Source organism: Streptomyces tubbatahanensis (assembly GCF_022699385.1).
GTDB classification, from domain to species: Bacteria; Actinomycetota; Actinomycetes; order Streptomycetales; family Streptomycetaceae; genus Streptomyces; species Streptomyces diacarni.
On the sequence record NZ_CP093846.1, the window covers coordinates 908231 to 926337 of the forward strand.

At 73.4% G+C, this 18107-nt stretch carries 14 protein-coding genes; 4 read left to right on the forward strand and 10 right to left on the reverse strand.

Features of this window, described 5'->3' with window-relative positions; genetic code table 11:
* The first annotated feature begins 228 nt into the window (after window positions 1-228).
* On the forward strand, window positions 229-2685 hold the full coding sequence (locus MMF93_RS03910; RefSeq protein WP_242749565.1) for an ATP-binding protein: 2457 nt from the start codon (window positions 229-231) through the stop codon (window positions 2683-2685).
* A 60-nt stretch (window positions 2686-2745) separates the two neighbouring features.
* Here the strand turns inward: MMF93_RS03910 and ispG are convergent, their stop codons facing one another.
* From ispG to ispH, 10 genes are all read right to left on the reverse strand, one after another.
* Complete coding sequence (gene ispG / locus MMF93_RS03915) at window positions 2746-3894, reverse strand: flavodoxin-dependent (E)-4-hydroxy-3-methylbut-2-enyl-diphosphate synthase (RefSeq protein WP_423835344.1); 1149 nt, start codon at window positions 3892-3894, stop codon at window positions 2746-2748.
* A gap of 32 nt (window positions 3895-3926) precedes the next feature.
* Window positions 3927-5750 carry a 1-deoxy-D-xylulose-5-phosphate synthase gene (locus MMF93_RS03920; RefSeq protein ID WP_242749567.1) on the reverse strand — a complete coding sequence of 608 codons (1824 nt, stop codon included), beginning with the start codon at window positions 5748-5750 and terminating at the stop codon, window positions 3927-3929.
* Between the two features lie 41 nt (window positions 5751-5791).
* Complete coding sequence (locus tag MMF93_RS03925) at window positions 5792-6226, reverse strand: DUF6917 domain-containing protein (protein WP_242749568.1); 435 nt, start codon at window positions 6224-6226, stop codon at window positions 5792-5794.
* Entirely contained in the window at window positions 6223-7164 is a 942-nt protein-coding gene (locus MMF93_RS03930) for a Gfo/Idh/MocA family protein (protein ID WP_242749569.1), read from the reverse strand. Before MMF93_RS03930 ends, MMF93_RS03925 begins: the two co-directional genes overlap by 4 nt.
* Window positions 7161-8369 (reverse strand): Ldh family oxidoreductase, encoded by a 1209-nt coding sequence (locus tag MMF93_RS03935; protein ID WP_242749570.1) that lies wholly within the window; start codon window positions 8367-8369, stop codon window positions 7161-7163. Before MMF93_RS03935 ends, MMF93_RS03930 begins: the two co-directional genes overlap by 4 nt.
* Window positions 8366-9748, reverse strand: coding sequence for a M20/M25/M40 family metallo-hydrolase (locus MMF93_RS03940; protein WP_242749571.1), 1383 nt, complete (start codon window positions 9746-9748; stop codon window positions 8366-8368). Before MMF93_RS03940 ends, MMF93_RS03935 begins: the two co-directional genes overlap by 4 nt.
* Window positions 9748-10623, reverse strand: coding sequence for a sugar phosphate isomerase/epimerase family protein (locus MMF93_RS03945; RefSeq protein WP_242749573.1), 876 nt, complete (start codon window positions 10621-10623; stop codon window positions 9748-9750). The genes MMF93_RS03940 and MMF93_RS03945 overlap by 1 nt, the downstream gene beginning before the upstream one ends.
* Entirely contained in the window at window positions 10613-11755 is a 1143-nt protein-coding gene (locus MMF93_RS03950; protein ID WP_242749575.1) for a Gfo/Idh/MocA family oxidoreductase, read from the reverse strand. The genes MMF93_RS03945 and MMF93_RS03950 overlap by 11 nt, the downstream gene beginning before the upstream one ends.
* A 12-nt stretch (window positions 11756-11767) precedes the next feature.
* A complete protein-coding gene (locus MMF93_RS03955; protein WP_242749577.1) occupies window positions 11768-12844 on the reverse strand; it encodes a polyprenyl synthetase family protein in 1077 nt (358 codons plus the stop codon).
* A 63-nt stretch (window positions 12845-12907) separates the two neighbouring features.
* Window positions 12908-13840, reverse strand: a complete 933-nt coding sequence (gene ispH / locus MMF93_RS03960) for a 4-hydroxy-3-methylbut-2-enyl diphosphate reductase (RefSeq protein WP_274709531.1) — start codon at window positions 13838-13840, stop codon at window positions 12908-12910.
* A gap of 287 nt (window positions 13841-14127) precedes the next feature.
* On the opposite strand from ispH, the gene MMF93_RS03965 reads away from it, so the two are divergent.
* From MMF93_RS03965 to MMF93_RS03975, 3 genes are all read left to right on the forward strand, one after another.
* On the forward strand, window positions 14128-15351 hold the full coding sequence (locus MMF93_RS03965; RefSeq protein WP_242749581.1) for a DegT/DnrJ/EryC1/StrS family aminotransferase: 1224 nt from the start codon (window positions 14128-14130) through the stop codon (window positions 15349-15351).
* Window positions 15348-16571 carry a DegT/DnrJ/EryC1/StrS family aminotransferase gene (locus tag MMF93_RS03970; protein ID WP_242749583.1) on the forward strand — a complete coding sequence of 408 codons (1224 nt, stop codon included), beginning with the start codon at window positions 15348-15350 and terminating at the stop codon, window positions 16569-16571. The genes MMF93_RS03965 and MMF93_RS03970 overlap by 4 nt, the downstream gene beginning before the upstream one ends.
* 76 nt (window positions 16572-16647) lie before the next feature.
* Window positions 16648-17913: a nucleotide sugar dehydrogenase gene (locus MMF93_RS03975; RefSeq protein WP_242749585.1), complete on the forward strand. Its 1266-nt coding sequence runs from the start codon at window positions 16648-16650 to the stop codon at window positions 17911-17913.
* Window positions 17914-18107: the final 194 nt, after the last annotated feature.

Genomic DNA, 18107 nt, shown 5'->3' on the forward strand with positions numbered 1-18107 from the left:
GATGTCCGCAGACGTATGTCGAGGTATGTTCCGGCCTTGCGGCCCCTCGACCGTACCCGGGAACGCACCGGAGGAGAAGCACCCCGCACTCCGCACAGTCCCCGCACCCACCGCCAACGGCCTCTTTTCTCTCCGTTGACCGGCGATTGCGCCTTCCTTGGCCGTCTGCTGTGAACCTCTGCTGCGCGCGGCGCGAGCTGTCGGGGGACGGACGGAAGGAGCCGGACGATGCTCAATCGCGACGAGGCACGGCACGGCGGAAACTACCACGAGGGAAGCGAGCCGGGCCCGGCGGGACCGCCGGGCCCGGACGCCTTCGCGGCCCCTGCCGCCCCGGTCACCACTCGACATGCGGGCCGCTACACACGGACCCCGGTGATCGGCAGGGATGAGGAACTCGCGGGCCTCGAGGCCCGGGTGCTGTCCGACAGCACCCGGGTGCTCACGCTCACCGGGCCCACCGGCGTCGGCAAGAGCCTGATGGCAGCGGCCCTCTTCGACGCCGTCGTCGGCCAGTTCGCGGACGGAGGCTGCCGGGTGGAGCTGGAGGAGCTCGGCCTGCCGGCGGGCAGCACCGGCCTCGCGGACGCCCTCGCCGCCGCCCTCCGCCTCGGACCATGGCCGATCACCGCGCTGCGCGACCGGGAGTTCCTGCTCGTCCTCGACTGCGGCGGCGGCCCGCCCCCGGACGGCTGCGGCCCCCTCGTGACCGAACTCGTCGACTCGGCAGCCCGGCTGCGTGTGGTGACCGCCGCCACGCGGCTGCTCGGCGTGTACGGCGAGCGCTGTGTCCAGCTCGCCCCACTGGCCGTACCGAGCGCGGCGGACACGGCGGAGCTGGACCGGCTGGCGCGCGTGCCCTCCGTCGAGCTGCTGGTGCACCGGACGCGGGCAGCGCGTCCCGGGTTCCAGCTCACCGCCGACAACCGCACCGCCGTGGCGGAGATGTGCGTACGCCTGGACGGGCTGCCGCTCGCGCTCGAACTGGCCGCCTCCCGGCTGAAGGTGGCCTCACCCGCCGCGCTCCTGGACGAGCTCGAGCGGAGCCCCGGCGCCCTGCAGGGGTCGTCGGCGGACACCCTGTCCCGGCACCTGAGCATGCGCAGCGCCGTCGAGGAGGGGTGGTCGACGCTCGGAGCGGAGCGGCTCGGCCTGCTGTTGCGGCTCGCGGTGTTCGCTGCGGACTTCGACAGCCTGGAGGTCAGCGGGGTCCTGGACATCTCGGCCCAGGACGCGCAGGACGCGCTGGAGGAACTCCTCGCTCACAGCCTGCTGCTCTCGCGGGAACAGCCGGACGGCAGCGTGCGGTTCCGGATGCTGCGGCACGCGCGTTCGCACGCATGGGGACGGCTGGAGCACGACAGGGTACTGGCAGCGATCCGGGAGGCGCACGCCGCGTACTTCGCCCGTCGCGCGCTGGCGAATCTGGCGCTGCTGGACGGCCCCCAGCAGGCACTGGCGACACAGCGGCTCGACCGCTGGCGCGCGGACATCCTCGTCGCGCTGGCCGAACTCACCGTGCGCGACGGCGAACGCGCCGCCCGGCTGGCCACCGCCGCGCTGCCGTACTGGCTGATGCGGGGCGAGGCGCGGCAGGCCGTGCACCGGCTGGAACAGGTCAGGTCCGCGGGGCCGCCGCGTACACCGGACGTCCACAACGCGCTGCAGGCCGCGCTCGGCACCGCTCAGCTGCACGCGGGCGACCTCGAAGAGGGGCGCGGTCGGCTGGAGCACGCCCTGCGGGCGTACGACCTGGCCGACGACCGCGCGCGGGCGGCGCGGGCGCGGGAACAACTGGCGTGGCTCGCCCACACGTCGGGGCGGCTGCACAAGGCGGGCGAGCTGCTGGAGGAGGCGCTGGAGTCCTACCGGGACCTCGGGATGGGGGTGGGCCGGGCCTCGGCGCTGGGCCGGCTCGCCGAGGTGTGCCGTGACCGGGGCGAGGCCGGTGAGGCCGTGCGGCTGGCGGAGGAGTCGGTACGGCTGCACGAGAAGGAGGGCGAGGCGCGCGGCGCGGCGCTCGCACGGCTGACCTGGGCGGGACTGGTGGTGGAGGACGGAGCGGTCGAGCGGGCCGAGGAGTTGGCCCGCCGGGCGCTGCTCGTGCTGCGCCAACTGCGCGACGAGCCCGCGCTGGGGTCGGCTCTGCGGGTGATGACGGCGGCCCTGGTGGGGCGCGAGGGGCGGGCCCGGGACGCCTGGGAGCGGGCGGCGCGGCTGCTGGCGGCGGCGGACGCCGTGGAGGAGCGGGCCGGAAGCGTACCGCTGCACCACCCGGTCGCCGCCGGCAGGGAGTTGCGGGCGCTTGCGCGCGAACGCCTGGGTGACGCGGCCTTCGAGACGCAGCGCAGGCGGGGCGCCGCGCTGTCGGCGCACGAGGCCGCCGGCCAGGCGCTGGAGCCGCCGCAGCCGCTCGCCTGTCCTCTGAACGCGGCGGCCCTGGAAACCCTCACCCGGCGCGAGCGGGAGGTAGCCGCCCTCGTCGCGGAGGGACTCACCAACCGCAAGGTCGCCATTCGCCTCGGCATCGCGGAGTGGACCGCGGTGAACACCCTGCGGAAGGTGATGCGGAAGCTGGGCTGCACCTCCCGTATCCAAGTGGCCAACAAGGTGCTCCGTACCGATTCCGCCCCGGTGGGCGGTGCGTCCCGGGACGCGCCCTCCCGGCTCGCCGTCTCACCGTGACGATGCCGGGTCCCGGGGCACCCCCGTCCTTCGGGCCCAGGGGGTGCCCCGCGACCCGGCCTACACCACGACCAGGGGTTCGCCGGACTCGACGCCGTCCTTCTCCATCTGTTCGGCGATCTTCCGGGCCTCGCTGATGAGCGTCTCGACGATCTCCGACTCCGGCACGGTCGTGATGACCTCGCCCTTCACGAAGATCTGCCCCTTGCCGTTACCCGAGGCGACGCCGAGGTCGGCCTCGCGGGCCTCGCCCGGACCGTTGACCACGCACCCCATGACGGCCACCCGCAGCGGCACGTCCATGCCCTCAAGACCGGCGGTGACCTCGTCGGCGAGCTTGTAGACGTCCACCTGCGCCCGGCCGCACGACGGACACGAGACGATCTCCAGACCGCGCCGGCGCAGGCCGAGCGACTCCAGGATCGAGATGCCGACCTTGACCTCCTCGGCCGGCGGCGCCGACAGCGACACCCGGATGGTGTCACCGATGCCCTCGCTCAGCAGCGCACCGAACGCGACGGAGGACTTGACTGTCCCCTGAAACGCAGGACCGGCCTCGGTGACCCCGAGATGCAGCGGATAGTCGCACTGGGCGGCGAGCTGCCGGTAGGCGTTGACCATCACGACCGGGTCGTTGTGCTTGACCGAGATCTTGATGTCCCGGAAGCCGTGCTCCTCGAACAGGGAGCACTCCCACAACGCCGACTCCACCAGCGCCTCCGGCGTCGCCTTGCCGTACTTCGCCAGCAGCCGCCGGTCCAGCGACCCGGCGTTCACCCCGATCCTGATCGGGGTTCTGGCCGCGGACGCGGCCTCAGCGATCTCCTTGACCTTGTCATCGAACTGCTTGATGTTCCCTGGATTCACGCGCACCGCCGCGCAGCCCGCGTCGATCGCTGCGAAGACGTACTTCGGCTGGAAGTGGATATCGGCGATCACCGGAATCTGCGACTTGCGGGCGATGACGGGCAGCGCGTCGGCGTCGTCCTGGGTCGGGCAGGCCACCCGCACGATCTGGCAGCCGGAGGCCGTCAGCTCCGCGATCTGCCGCAGCGTCGAACCGATGTCGGACGTGCGGGTCGTGGTCATGGACTGCACCGACACTGGCGCGCCGTCACCGACCGGTACGTCACCGACCTGGATCCGCCTGCTCCCGCGCCGCTCCGCGAGCCTGGCCGGGAGCTGGGGCATCCCGAGGTGCGTGCTCATGGCGTTCACTCCTCCTGTGTCGTGGCCGGTGGTCAGTTCCTGGCAGTCGTCGGCCGGTCCGTACGCCGGTCGCCGCCCGCCGCGCCCGCGTCGGCGAGGATCTGCCGGGCGATGTCCCCGGTGCTCAGGCCGTAGCGGGCGAGCACCTGGGCCCGGGAGCCGTGTTCGAGGAATGTCTGCGGCAGCCCGAACGACCTGAGCGGCGTGCGTACGCCCGCGTCGCCGAGGGCCTGGGAGAGCGCGGCGCCCATGCCGCCCGTCCGCCCGTTGTCCTCGATCGTGACGGTGCGCGCGTAGTGCGCGGCGACGTTGACCAGTTCGGGGTTGACCGGCGCCACCCAGCGCGGGTCGACGACGGTGGCGCCGAGGCCTTGTGCGTACAGCTGGTCGGCGACCTCCAGCCCCAGGCGGGCCATCGGGCCTGCGGTGACGACGAGGACGTCCCGGCCGGGGTCGTTGCGCAGAACGTCGATGCCGGCGTGCGTGTCGAGTGCCGGGATGTCGGCGCCCGTACGGCCCTTGGGGAAGCGGAGTGCGGTGGGGCCGTCGTCGTACGCGACGGCCTCGCACAACAGCTCGCGCAGTCGGGTCGCGTCGCGCGGCGCGGCGACGCGCAGGCCGGGCACGGCCTGGCACAGCGACAGGTCCCACATGCCGTTGTGGCTGGGGCCGTCGTCGCCGGTGACGCCGGCACGGTCCATCACCAGCGTCACGGGGCAACGGTGGAGGGCGACGTCCATCAGAAGCTGGTCGAACGCACGGTTGGCGAAGGTCGCGTAGAGGGCGAGCACGGGGTGCAGCCCGCCCAGCGCGAGGCCGGCGGCCGACACGGCGGCGTGCTGTTCGGCGATGCCGACGTCGAAGGTGCGGTCCGGGAACCGCCGCCCGAAGTCCAGCAGGCCGACGGGCTCGCGCATCGCCGCCGTCAGCGCCACCACATCGGTGCGCTGCTCGCCGATCCGGACGATCTCCTCGCCGAAGACGGACGTCCACGACGGCGAGGTGGGAGAGGCGGCGGAAGCGAGCGAGGCGGCCCGCACCACGTGGCAGCGGTCGAGCTGGTTGGCCTCGGCCTCGGGCCAACCGCGGCCCTTCTCGGTGACGACGTGCACCACGACCGGCCGGTCGGCGGTACGTGCCGCGCACAGCGCCTCCTCGACGGCGGAGGTGTCGTGCCCGTCGACCGGCCCCCGGTACGCCAGCCCGAGCTGTTCGAAAACGTTACCCGCCCCGCCACCCACGTCACCCACGCCACCCGCGCTGTCCGCGCCGCGCAGCCTGCCCAGGTGCGCGGCGATTCCGCCCACCGTCGGCTCGTACGACCGGCCGTTGTCGTTGAGCACGAGTACGGCCCGCAGGTCCGGTCGGCCGCCGAGGTTGTTGAGCGCCTCCCAGGCGAGGCCGCCGGTCAGTGCCCCGTCCCCGACGACCGCGACGACCGCCCGGTCCCGCACTCCCGCCAGGGCGCGCGCCTTTGCCAGACCGCAGGCATAGCTGAGGGCGGTGGAGGCGTGCGAGTTCTCGATGACATCGTGCGGGGACTCCGCACGCGACGCGTACCCGGACAGGCCGCCGTGCGCGCGGAGCCGGTCGAAGCCGGCCTGCCGACCGGTGAGCAGCTTGTGCACGTACGTCTGGTGCCCGGTGTCCCACAGCAGGGTGTCCTTCGGCGAGTCGAAGACCCGGTGCAGGGCGAGGGTCAGCTCCACCACTCCGAGGTTGGGGCCCAGGTGGCCGCCGGAGGCGCCGACCTTCTCGATCAGAAGCGCGCGGATCTCCGCGGCCAGCGTCTCCAGTTGACCTTGGCTCAGGCCGCGCAGCTCACCGGGTCCGGTGAGGGTCTCCAGAAGCGCCATGTCAGGCATCTCCGTTCGCATTTCCGGTCTCTCGGGCAGGTTCAGGTGAGTTGCGGCGCGCGGAAGACGAGGTGGCTGCCGGGGCGCAGCTCGGCCTCGGGCCCGGTCAGGAGGTGCTCGGTGCGGATGAGCACGTTGTAGTGGTTGGGGAAGTGACAGGCGTCGAAGCCCAGTACGGTCCCGATGGGCCGGTCGTCGATGAGCACGGTGTCGCCCCGATCGACGACGCCGGCCTGCACGAACTCGGCGAAGCCCAGGAAGCCGACCCGGTCGATGCGGGATCCGGGGGCAGTCTCCAGATGGTCGGTGGTGACCAGCTCGTGGAGTTCGCCGCGCTGTACGCAGCGGGAGGCGAACTCCTCCAGCTGCATTCCGCGATCCTGCCGCCGGTGCTTGAGCACCTTCACGATCTCGCCGGTGACCTCGCGCTTGGCGCCGTTCTCCCGGTTCGTCGGGAAGGCCGTGTGCGGGGTCATCGGGCACCTGCCAAGGGGTGTTCCGCGGCGTAGGCCGCGGCGACCAGTTCGAGGGCGGCCAGTCCGCCGCGGGCGGTGTCGCCGCCGGGGTCGCCGGAACGCACCGCCTCCGTGAAGGCGCCGAGGATGCCCTCGTACTCGTGCCACAGCGAGCTCTTGAAGGAGTCGTGGCCGGCGAGCATGTCCGCGTGGTGGCGGGTGCCGTCGGCGAGGTGCACGGTGACGTCCTTCACCTCGCCGCGCGGGTACGACCAGTCCAGCTCCACCGTGGCCGGGATGCCCGCCGCCGAGGTGAGCCGGACCACCGCCTGCCGGTCGGTACCGTCGCCGTCGCGCGTGACGGTGCTGGAGTCCACCGCCACCTCACCGAGGAGGAGCCGGGCGAGGTCGAAGGCGTTGGGGCCGTTGTCGGCGACGCAGCCGCCGCCGCACCGGGCAGGGTCGAGGTACCAGCGGTCTTGTCCGACGTGTTCCTCGATCTTCTCCAGGTAGCGCACGGTCAGCGACGCCACGGGTACGTCCGGCGGGAGCGCCCGCAGCAGCGCCAGCACGTTGTCGTTGTAGCGGCGGTGGAAGGCGGTGAACAGCACGGTCTCCCGGCGCCGCGCCAGTTCCGCCAGCTCCCGCCCCGACGCGGCGGTCAGCGCGAGCGGCTTCTCCACGCAGACGGCACACCCCGCCGCCAGTGCGTCCCGGCACACGTCCGCGTGCGCGTCGTTGGGGACGTTGACGACGATCGCGTCCAGTGCGGCCTGCGCCAGCATGTGCCGGTGGTCGGTGAAGCACGGTGTGGCGGCCCGGTGCGGCTCCAGGGCCTCGTCGCGCAGATCGCACACGGCGGCGAGTTCCAGGCCGGGGGCGCGGTCCAGGGCGGCGAGGTAGAAACGGGAGATCACTCCCAGGCCCACCACGCCGATCCGCAGGGGGGTTGTCGTCATCGCGGCTCCTCCGTCGAGTCCGTCGGGTTCATCGAGTCCGTCGAGTCCGTCGGGTTCATGGGGTCTGCCGGGTCCACCGGCTGCGGTACGGGCAGGCCCAGGGCGTCGGCGGTGGCCCGCAGTTCCGCGTACAGGGCGCCGGGCAGCGGTACTCCTGTGCGGGCGTGCTCGGCGGCCCGCCGGGCCTCGTGCCAGCCCGGATAGCGGACGGGGCGGTCCTCGGACAGGGCGGGCGCGCCGGTCAGCGCGCGGAACAGACCGTCCGCCTGCCTGTCGAACTCGTCCCGCGCGCGGAGCCTGCCGGGGGCGACGACGAGCGCGGCGAAGCCGATGTCGTCGTCGCGGCCCGTCGGGCCACCGCCGCCCGCCCATGCCTCGGGCGCCGGGCCGAGCCCGGCTCCGGGCAGCAGCGCCCCCAGCACCTCCACGAGCAGGCCGAGGCCGTACCCCTTGTAGGCGCCGGTCTCGGGGGCACCGCCGAGCCAGGTGAGGAATGCCTCGCCGCGGTCCAGCGCGCCCGGGTCGGTGACGGGCCGCCCCTGGTCGTCGACCAGCCAGCCGGGCGGTATCGCCCGGCCGGCGCGGGCCGCGCCCCGGATGCGGCCGGTGGGTACCGCGGTGGTGCTCATGTCGAGGACGAACGGGGGCTGGTCTCCTGCGGGCGCGGCGAAGGCCAGCGGGTTGGTGCCCAGCATGGCGGCGCGGGCGCCGGGCGGGCGGGTGATGCGCTGCCGGCCGCAGTTGGAGACCAGCAGGCAGATCAAGCCCGCTCGGGCCGCGCGCAGGGCGTGCGCCCCGGCGCAGCCCAGGTGCGTGGCGTCGCGTACGGACACGAGGCCGACGCCGTGCAGGCGGGCCCGCTCGGCCGCCAGATCGACGGCCTCGGCGGCGGCCCACAGGCCGAGGGCGCGGCCCGCGTCGAGCAGGACGGACGCGCCCGCGTCGGTGACGGTGCGTGGTTCGGCCGCGGGGTCGCAGCGACCGTCGTCGAAGAGCGGCAGGTACAGCCGCGTCAAGTTGACCAGGCCGTGCGAGGTGATACCGGTCAGGTCGCCGTGGACCAGCGCCTCGGCGGCCGTACGGGCCCGGACCGCCGGCACGCCACGGGCCCGGAAGACCCCCGCGGTGAAGTCCAGCAGGTCGTTCGGGGCGACGCGCACCTGTCCACCGGCGCGGGTGGCGGGCGGGGGTATGACGGTGCTCATGAGGCTGCCTCCGGGAGGGGCGGTCGAAGGGTCCGGGGGGTGGTCGGTGGACTGTTCCGGGCGAAGTGGAGGAGGACTCGCGCGACGTGGCCGGCGTACGCGTCGAGGTCCGCGAGGTCGGCGAACTCCTCCTCGGCGTGCGCGCCGTTGGCGTCCAGGTCCCCGGGGCCGAGAACGACCGTCGAGGTGCCGGGCACGTCGGCCAGCCAGATCGCGTCGCAGGTGAAGGCCGGTGCGCCGGCCGGCCAGGGCTCCAGCCCCGCCCGCTCCAGCAGCAGCTCCGCGCACCAGGGGTCGCCGCCGGCACCGGACTCGCCGCCGGGACCGGGGCCGAGGGCGGGCAGGCCGCGTTTGAGCCAGTCCAGGCGTACGAGCCGGTCGGCGTCAGCGGCGGTCAGCGCGAAAGACGGGTGGCGGGCGAAACGTTCGCGGAATTCCGCGACCCCGCTGCGTACGGCGTCCTTCAGCGCCCTCTCCAGCATCCAGGCCGTAGCGGGCGAGCCGTAGGACAGATTGATCAGCAAGTCGCCCGAGCCGTAGACCTTGTTGTGCATCGTCCCGGTGTGCAGGCCACCGACGCACACCTGCCCGTCGGCGGGCTGCGGGAGTTCCCGGGCCAGGTGCTGGGCGAGGTGGCCGAGCAGCACGGTCGCGTTGTGGCCGCCACCCGGCGTGTCGTCGATCCCGTCGCGCCCGCGGACGCGCAGCGCGGCGGTCATGGCAGCGGTGGAGCGGTCCAGCACGCGCAGTCCGGTTGGTTCGCAGAAGACGTTCAGCCTGCCGGTCCAGCCGGCCTCGACCAGCGGACGGGTACCGAACACCCCCATGGCACCGCCCTCCTCACCGGAGACGAGCTGGATGAGGACCCCGGCCCGGGTGCCCAGTTCCGGGCAGGCCGCGAGGGCGGCGCGCAGGCCGGCAAGCAGTCCGACGGCCGGGCCCTTGGCGTCGATGGCGCCCCGCCCGTGGAACCGCCTCCCGTCGAAGTGGGCGGGCCCGCCGCCGGCGACCGTGTCCAGGTGCACGTTGAACATCACCGTCGCCTCGTGCGGGAGTTCGGGCCCCAGGCGCAGCACCGTGCTGGGCTGGCAGGCGAGAAAGTCCTGCCGCTCGGCCGCCGCCTCGGTCACGGTGCGGGGCACGCCCGGCGCCAGCAGCGTCTCCGGCTGGGGCGCGGCGTGGTGCACCACGGTGCAGCCGAGCCGGGCAGCGGCCTCGGCGTAGGCGGCCTGGGCGCTCCACAGTTGCGGCGTCGCGCCGGGGCCCGTCTCCAGCGGCCCGGCGGTCGGCAGCTCCATCAGCCGCAGCAGCAACTCCCGGTCCGCAGCCGACAGCCGGGCCTCGGGGGGCGTTCCGTCGTGTTCCCGGGTGCCGGGCATCACGCGCCACCGCCCGTACGGAGGGTGGCCAGCAGCCGCTCCAGCCGCCGTCCGTAGGCCACGAAGGGTTCGACATGGTCCCCCGCCGGATCGGACCAGCCCTCGTGCGGGCGGAGATTGACGTGCGGCTCGATGGACAACCCCCCGGTGTAGCCGTGCGCGTACAGGTGCCGCAGGCAGGCGGCCACCTCGCAGTCACCCTCACCGGGCAGCGTGTAGTGCTGCCGCCGCGTGTCGCCGGTGCCGTCCTTGATGTGGACGTGCGCGACGTACGGGCTGATCTCGCGGAGGAGTCCGGCCCCCCGGTAGCCGTACGCGATGCCGTTGCCGGTGTCGAAGAGCAGCCGCAGGGCCGGGCTGCCGTGAGCCGCGTCGAGCATCCGCAGCATGCGCTGGGGCTCGCTCGCGGCCCAGCCCGCGCAGTTCTCGTGCACCAGCACCAGGCCGGCGCGTTCGGCGCGCGCCGTCAGCCGTGCGATCCGGGACAGCACCTCACGCTCCCAGTGTGGCTCGGGGAGACCGTCGTTGGGGTAGCTCATGATCCGTACGAACCGGGTGCCGAGTGCGGCGCAGCGGTCGGCGAGCACGTCCAGTTCGGACAGGTCCGTCGCGAAGGGGGTGCTCACGGGCCGGGCCCAGTTGGCGATCCGCGAGTCCACGCAGGGCACGGTGACGCCGGCCTCTGCGATCGCGTCCACCACCCGGGCGAAGGCGTGCGCGGACAGCTCGGACACCGGCACGCCGTCGACCGACCGCAGCTCCAGCCGCGACCAGCCGAGCAGGCGCACTGCCGTGAGCTGCCGCTCCAGTGACGGCGCCGCCTCGTCACCGATGCCGCACAGCTCGAAGGGCGGGAGTGTGGATTCAGGCGTCATGGGCGGCAGCCCCCGTAACGGCGGAAGAGCCGGACTCCGGGGGCGGGCACGCGTCCGTGTACCCGTACCCGTCCGGGTCCGTGGGTGCGTCCGTGGACGCGTCCGGTGGGGCTCCCGCGAGCGACTTCGCCTCCTGGAGGAGTTGCACGACCCGTCGGCCGATGCGGTAGTCGTCCGCCCTGCCGTCGCCCGGCCTGGCCCGGCCCGCGGCGAAGTCCCGGTACGCGCCGAGCAGGTAGGCGGCGAGCGCGTCGTCGTAGGCGACACACCGCCGGGCCCGCCCCTGCCCGGCGGTGCGGACCGTCCACTGGGCGTAGTGGTCCGCGTCGCTGACCGGGTAGTGGCCCACTGCCTCGCCGCCCGTTCCGGTCAGCGTCACGCTGCGTTCGCGAGTCGGCATGGTCAGGTCGGAGACGATCTCGGTCCTGACCCCGGTGACGTGCTGGAGCGTGATCCGGCCGCGCCCCATCCGGGAGACGGCGCGGGTACCGCACCGCATGTCCGCCCAGTCGGCGCCGACGAGCCGGGCGTCACCGGCCAGCCGGAGGGCGACGCCCACCGAGTGCGGCGGCTCGACGTCGAACACCGTGCCGTGGCCGTGGCCGTGCAGGGTACGTCCCCAGCGCGCCTTGAACTGACGGAAGCGCACAGAGCGCAGCGTCCCCAGCCGCCCGCCCGCGATGAGCTCCCCCAGTTCCCGGGTGAGCTCACTGGTGAGCCACGGCGAGATGACGCGCACGGCGAGCCCCCGCTCCCGCACCAGCGTGTCGATGGCGTCCAGGGAGGCCGTGTCGGCGGCGAGGGGCTTCTCCACGAGGAATTGGGTGAAGCCGAGGCCCGCCAGCCGCTCCAGCAGGTGCAGCCGCTCAGCGGGCGGGGTACACACGTGGACGACGGTACGTTCGCAATCGGTCAGCCGGGCGCCCTCGTCGAGGGAGGCGACCGCCGTCAGCCCGCAGCGTGCCGCCTCCTCGCGGACGTCCCGCAGGTCCCACACGAGCGGCGGTTCCGGTGCCCACGGTCCGTCCGCTCCGAGCTGGTCGCGCAGGCCGCGCAGCACGGGCCAGTGCAGGCCCCGTCCAGACCGGCCGAAGCCGACGATGAAGGTGCGCATCGCAGTCGTCACAGGCATGCCGAGCCCCGGTCACTTGTCCCGGTAGGCGACGACGACGGCCATGTCAGCCAGTTGGCGCCGCCACTCCTCGCCGATCGGAGCGTCCTCGAGGGCGCGGCCGGCGTCCGCCACGAGGCTGTCGATGCGGCGTTCGATGGTGGCGAGCACGTCGGTCTCCTGCAGGGCGCGGCGCAGCGCGGCGCCCTGCCCGGCGGGGTCGTCGCCGCCGCGGGCGACGATGTCCCGTACGCGCGCGTCGTGCCGGACGGCGGTGGTCATCAGCAGCGTCATCTTGTGGTTCTCGGCGTCCGCGCCGACCGGCTTGCCCGCCACGTGCGCGTCGCCGAAGACGTCGATGAGGTCGTCGCGGAGCTGGAATGCCTCGCCCAGCGCCGTACCGTACGCCGCGAACGCGTCCGACAGTGACGTGTCGCCGGTCAGCGCCGCGCCGAGCTCCAGCGGCCTGCGGATGCTGTAGCGGCCGGACTTGGCGTTGGCGATGTAGGCGGACAGCCGGGGGTCGGTCACGGCCTCGGCGGCGACGGCCACGTCCAGGTGCTGGCCGACGATCATCTCGCTGACGAGGTCCGCCCACACGCGCCGCGCCTCGGACGGCAGTTCCTGCGCGAGCCGGAGCGCGTACGACAACGCCAGGTCCCCGGCGAGCACCGCGACACCCTCCCCGTACCGCCGGGACTCGCCCTGCCAGCGCCGCTCGCGGTGCTCGCGGGCGTGGCGTACGTGGGCGCTGGGCGCACCGCGCCGCAGCGGGGAGTCGTCGAGCACGTCGTCGTGGAGGAGGGCGAAGCCGTGCAGGAACTCGGTGGCGGCGGCCGCGTCCACGACCCGGTCGTCGGCCGGGTCGCCGCCCGCGGCGAGGAAACCGATGACGCAGAAGGCCGGGCGGAGGCGCTTGCCGCCGGCGCGCAGGAGGTGGGCGATGGTGTCGACGGGGACGGTCGCACGGTGGTCCACCGTGGCCCACCGCCGGCGTTCCATGGCCAGCAGCCCGTCGAGCCGTTCCTCGGCACGGGCGAGCACGTCCGCGCGCGCCCGGGCGGCGGCGGTCGCCGCGGCGAGCGCAGCGGAAGGAGGTGACACGGTCATCGGAATTCCTCTCGGCGAAGGGAGGGCGGCGGGCGGCCGGCGGGGCGAGCGCGTGGGCCCGGGTCACCCGGGGCCGCGGTCGGCGGTGAGGTGGGCGGGCATGGCGAACTCCACGTCCTCGACGGCGGTCCGGACGGGCCCCACCTCGTGGAACCCCAGCTCGTCGAGGCGGGCAAGCAGTTCGTCGATCAGGATCTGCGGGGCGCTGGCCCCCGCGCTGACACCGACCGTGTCAACGGCTCCGCCGGCCAGCCAGGACTCCCGCAGTTCGGACACCTCCGGCACCAGATGCGCGGGGGTGCCCGTGTCCCGGGCCACCTCCACCATGCGCAGCGAGTTGCTCGAGTTGCGGGAGCCGACGACCAGGACGAGATCGCTGCGCCGGGCGACCTGCCTGACGGCCACCTGCCGGTTGGTGCTCGCGTAGCAGATGTCGCTGTCCGCGGGTGTGACCAGGTCGTGAAAACGCTCGCGCAGCACCCGTGTGATCCCCGCGGTCTCCGCGACCGAGAGGGTGGTCTGCGTGAGCAGCGCGACCGGGGTGTCCCGGGGCAGGTCGAGACCGCGGGCGTCGGCCTCGTCCTCGACGACGACCGTGCGGTCCGGAGCCTCCCCGTAAGTGCCCTCGACCTCCTCGTGCGCGGCGTGACCGACGAGCAGCACCGTGCGGCCGTTCCGGGCGAAGCGGCGGGCCTCCTGGTGCACCTTCGACACCAGCGGACAGGTCGCGTCGATCGTGCGCAGCCGGCGCGCGTGCGCCCCGGCCCGCACGGCGGGCGCCACGCCGTGTGCGGAGAACAGGCAGACGGCGCCCTCCGGCACCTCCTGCTCGGAGTCGACGAAGACGGCGCCGCGGCGTTCGAGCGCGCGGACGACGTAATGGTTGTGAACGATCTCCTTGCGTACGTATACGGGAGCGCCGTGAATATCCAGCGCCCTTTCCACCATGGCAATGGCCCGACGGACCCCGGCGCAGAATCCGTTCGGCTCGGCCAGGAGTACTCTCCGGTGCGGTTGCGGTGCGTTTTCCACGGAATCCACAGACACGATCGGGCGCTCCTGCGTTTCGAGTTCGGAATCAACCCAACCATCGACTCTGGCCCGGACGCGGTCAATGACAGCAAGCGAACAAGAGTTGCCACCAGCGGGAAAGGCACACTCGTGCGAAACGTTGCCACGGGGAACCTGCGAAGTTGCCATGCCATTGCCTCCCGGCTGCTATTCCTGCCCTCGAATGCGCTGCCCTAGCCTCTCCGAGACGTTCTAGTGATGGAGAAGAGGCCATGACCAGGGGAACGGAAGAAAGCATCTCGGCCCTTTCAAAGCCCGTACCCGAGCCGCGGAAAGTGCCGTTCTTCACGCAGACCGCCGCCTTCGAGGAGTCGTGGCCGGTACTGCGCCGCCGCCTCGGTGAGGTCCTCGACTCGGGCGTCTACTCCGGCGGCCCGGCCTGCGCCGAACTGGAGGCGCGCATGGCGGACTTCACCGGCGCCCGACACGCGCTGGCCGTCAGTAACGGCACCGACGCGCTGGTGCTCCTGTTGCGGGCCGCCGGCATCGGCCCGGGCGACGACGTCGTCGTGCCCGCCTTCACCTTCGCCTCCTCGGCGACCTCGGTGGCGCTTGCCGGCGGGCGCCCCGTCTTCGCCGACATCGATCCGGCGACGTACGGCATCGACGCGCGTTCTCTGGAGGCGGTGCTGACGCCGCGCACCAAGGCCGTGATGCCGGTCCACCTCTTCAGCCAGCCCGCCGCCATGGGCAGCGTGCTGGACGTCGCCGCCCGGCACCGGCTGCAGGTCCTGGAGGACAGCGCCGAGGGCGTCGGCATGCGCTGGAACGGCGTCCACACCGGCCTGATCGGCGAGGGCGGGGTGCTGTCCTTCTTCCCCACCAAGACGCTCGGCGCGCTCGGTGACGCGGGCATGGTACTGACGGACGACGACGAGCTGGCCGAGCGGGCCGCGGCCCTCCGCAACCACGGGCGGCCGCGCCGCGCCCCCGGCGGCGCCCGCTCCCTGACGGAGTGCGCGCAGCAGGGCGAACTCGTCGGGTTCAACGCCAAGATGGACGACATCCAGGCAGCGGTTCTGCTCACCCGCCTCGCGCGGCTCGACGCCGACATCCGGCGCCGCGCGGAACTGGCCGCCCGCTACACCGAGCAACTCGCCGACGTCGCCGGCCTGCTGCGACTGCCCGCCGTCGACAGCCGCGGCGCGTCCGTGGACCCGGTCTGGTACGTGTACGTCATCGAGGCGCCGGACCGGGACGGCCTGATCCGCCACCTGTCGGCGCACGGCATCGAGACGGAGACCTACTACCCGCGACCGCTGCACAACCAGCCCTGCTTCGCCGGACACGGCCACCGTGTGGGCGACTTCCCGCACGCGGAGGCCGCGGCCCGGCACACGGTCGCGCTGCCGCTCTACCCGGAGCTCACACAGGCCGACGTCGACCACGTCTGCGCGGTCATCCGTTCCTTCACCACGGGGGGAGTCCATTCGTGACCACCAACGGCCCCACAGCCCCCACAGCCCCGGCCGGCATGGCAGCGGCCGCCTCCGCGCACGTCCCCTACGCCCACCCCGCCATGAGCCCGGCCGACCGTGAGCTGCTGCTCACCTCCGTACGCCAGGTGGCCACCGACCCGGAGCAGAAGTTCATCCTGGGCCGCCGCTGCGCCGCTCTGGAGCGCGCGCTGCGCGACCGCACCGGCGCCGGGGACGTCATCGCCTGCGGCAGCGGCACCGGCGCGCTCAGCCTCGCGCTGCGCGCCGCCCGTATCGGCCCCGGTGACGAGGTGATCGTCCCCGCGTTCGGTGCCGAACCCCTCGCGGCGTGTGTCCTCGGAGTGGGGGCCACGCCCGTCTTCGCCGACGTCCACCCGGACTCCGGCCTGCTCGACCCAGCCGACGCCGAGCGCCGCGTGACCGCCCGCAGCCGCGCGATCGTGCCCGCGCACGTCTTCAGCTCCATGGCCGACATGCCCGCCGTGTGCGAACTGGCTGCCCGGCACAGGCTGGAGGTCGTCGAGGACGCCGCCGTCGCGCAGGGCGCCACCCTGCGCGGCCGGCCGGCCGGCACCTGGGGCGACCTCGGCCTGTACTCCTTCTATCCCGTCAAACCGTTCGGGATGGCCGGCGAGGGAGCGATCGTGCTCAGCGACGACACCGAACTCGCCCGCGCCACCCGCATGCTGCGCAACCACGGCCAGGACGGGGTGAACCGCTTCCTGCACCACGAGATCGGACTCAACAGCCGGTTCGACGAGATCCACGCCGCCTTCCAGCTCGCCCGGCTCCCCGCACTCGACGAGCTTTTGGCCCGCCGCCGCGCCGTCGCCGACTACTACAGCGAGCGGTTCGCGCCGCTGCGCGACCGCGGGCTGGCCGCACCCGAGCCGGGCGCCGACGGCCGCTGCCTCTACGTGTACGCCGTGTACACCCCGCACCGGGACGCGCTGGCCCGGCACCTCGCCGCGCACGGTGTCGGCTCCCGCGTCTACCACCCCTCGCCGCTGCCCCGGCTGGCCGCCTTCGCACCGGCGCGCACGGGGGACGGCCCCGCGGCAGCGCCCTGGCCCGGTGCCGACCGGGCCGCCGCACGTCACCTCGCGCTGCCCCTGCACCCGCACCTGTCACCGGCGCAGACCCGCCAGGTCGCCGACGCCGTGTGCGGCTTCTTCGGCCTCGACGGCCCGGACGGCCCGGACGGCCCGGACAGTTAGGACGGCTCCACCGGCACCGACGGCCACGACCACGTCACCTGACGATTCCCACCCCGACGTGACATCCGGAGGACCCATGCACAGCAAGGTCGCAATACTCGGGCAGGGCTACGTCGGCCTGCCCCTGGCCGTACGCGCGGCCGGCGCCGGGCACCACGTCGTCGGTTACGACCCCGACAGTGACCGGGTGAAGCGACTGGCCGCCGGCGAGTCGTACGTCGAGGACGTGTCCGGTGGCGAGGTGGCCAGGGTGCTCGACGCCGGCGCCTACCTGCCCACCGGCAACCCGGACGACATCGAGGGATTCGACACCGCCGTCGTCGCCGTCCCCACCCCACTGCGTGAGGGCATGCCCGACCTCAGCTACATCGAGGACGCCTCGCGCACGCTCGCCGCCCGGCTGCGTCCCGGCGCCACCGTCGTCCTGGAGTCCACCACCTACCCAGGGACCACCGTGGAGCTCGTCGCGCCGCTGCTGGAGGAGGGCTCCGGACTCACCGCCGGCACGGACTTCCACCTCGGCTACAGCCCCGAACGCATCGACCCGGGCAACCGCGTCTGGCACCTGGGCAACACACCCAAGGTGGTCTCCGGCATCGACGCGGCATCGCTCGCCGCGGTGCGCCGCTTCTACGAGAGCATCGTCGACCGCGTCGTACCGGTCGCCACCCCGGCCGCGGCCGAGCTGGCGAAGCTGGTGGAGAACACCTTCCGGCACGTCAACATCGCTCTGGTCAACGAGATCGCGGTCTACGCGCACGAGTTGGGCATCGACGTGTGGGAGGCGCTGGACGCCGCCGCGTCCAAACCGTTCGGCTTCATGCGCTTCACCCCCGGCCCGGGTGTCGGCGGGCACTGCCTGCCCATCGACCCCGAATACCTGTCCTGGCGGGTGCAGCACACGCTGGGCAGGCGCTTCCGGTTCGTGGAGCTCGCGAACGAGATCAACACTCACATGCCGGACCACGTCGTGCAGCGCCTGCTCCGGGCGTTCAACGACCGCCGCCGCTCCCTGGCCGGCTCGCGCGTCCTGCTGCTCGGCATCGCCTACAAGGCCAACAGCGGCGACACCCGGGAGTCCCCGGCGCTCCGGATCGCGGAGCTGCTGGGCGATCTGGGCGCGGACGTCCGCGCCGCCGACCCGCACGTGGTCGAGCCGCCGACGACGGGAAGCCGGCTGCGGAGGGCCGACTTCTGCACGGCGGAACTGGCAGCGGCCGACGCGGTGGTGCTGCTGACCGACCACGACGCCTTCGACTACCCGCTGATCGCGCGGGAGTCACGCTACGTGCTGGACTGCCGACGCCGGCTGCCGGCAGACGCCACCGTCGAGCTCCTCTGACTCCACAGGAGGATCACAACTGCACAGGCGCATGTGCGCCCGGCTACGTGCGGTGGGGCGGCACCGTCCGGCGTGGACTGTGCCGCCCCTGGGGCGTGCCGGTGCGGGCGTCAGCGGCGGCTGCCCTCCCTGTCGCGGGGCCCGGGCACCGAGCTGCCGTCGTCCCCGGCTGCGGACAACTCACCGGAGCCGCG

What these genes read in the sequence shown, in the direction of transcription:
- MMF93_RS03930 (WP_242749569.1), bottom strand. Translation starts at nt 7,164, where the DNA reads ATGACGACAACCCCCCTGCGGATCGGCGTGGTGGGCCTGGGAGTGATC.
- MMF93_RS03940 (WP_242749571.1), bottom strand. Translation starts at nt 9,748, where the DNA reads ATGCCCGGCACCCGGGAACACGACGGAACGCCCCCCGAGGCCCGGCTG.
- MMF93_RS03975 (WP_242749585.1), top strand. Translation starts at nt 16,648, where the DNA reads ATGCACAGCAAGGTCGCAATACTCGGGCAGGGCTACGTCGGCCTGCCC.
- MMF93_RS03920 (WP_242749567.1), bottom strand. Translation starts at nt 5,750, where the DNA reads ATGGCGCTTCTGGAGACCCTCACCGGACCCGGTGAGCTGCGCGGCCTG.
- MMF93_RS03910 (WP_242749565.1), top strand. Translation starts at nt 229, where the DNA reads ATGCTCAATCGCGACGAGGCACGGCACGGCGGAAACTACCACGAGGGA.
- MMF93_RS03925 (WP_242749568.1), bottom strand. Translation starts at nt 6,226, where the DNA reads ATGACCCCGCACACGGCCTTCCCGACGAACCGGGAGAACGGCGCCAAG.
- MMF93_RS03945 (WP_242749573.1), bottom strand. Translation starts at nt 10,623, where the DNA reads ATGACGCCTGAATCCACACTCCCGCCCTTCGAGCTGTGCGGCATCGGT.
- MMF93_RS03935 (WP_242749570.1), bottom strand. Translation starts at nt 8,369, where the DNA reads ATGAGCACCGTCATACCCCCGCCCGCCACCCGCGCCGGTGGACAGGTG.
- ispG (WP_423835344.1), bottom strand. Translation starts at nt 3,894, where the DNA reads ATGAGCACGCACCTCGGGATGCCCCAGCTCCCGGCCAGGCTCGCGGAG.
- MMF93_RS03955 (WP_242749577.1), bottom strand. Translation starts at nt 12,844, where the DNA reads ATGACCGTGTCACCTCCTTCCGCTGCGCTCGCCGCGGCGACCGCCGCC.
- MMF93_RS03950 (WP_242749575.1), bottom strand. Translation starts at nt 11,755, where the DNA reads ATGCCTGTGACGACTGCGATGCGCACCTTCATCGTCGGCTTCGGCCGG.
- MMF93_RS03965 (WP_242749581.1), top strand. Translation starts at nt 14,128, where the DNA reads ATGACCAGGGGAACGGAAGAAAGCATCTCGGCCCTTTCAAAGCCCGTA.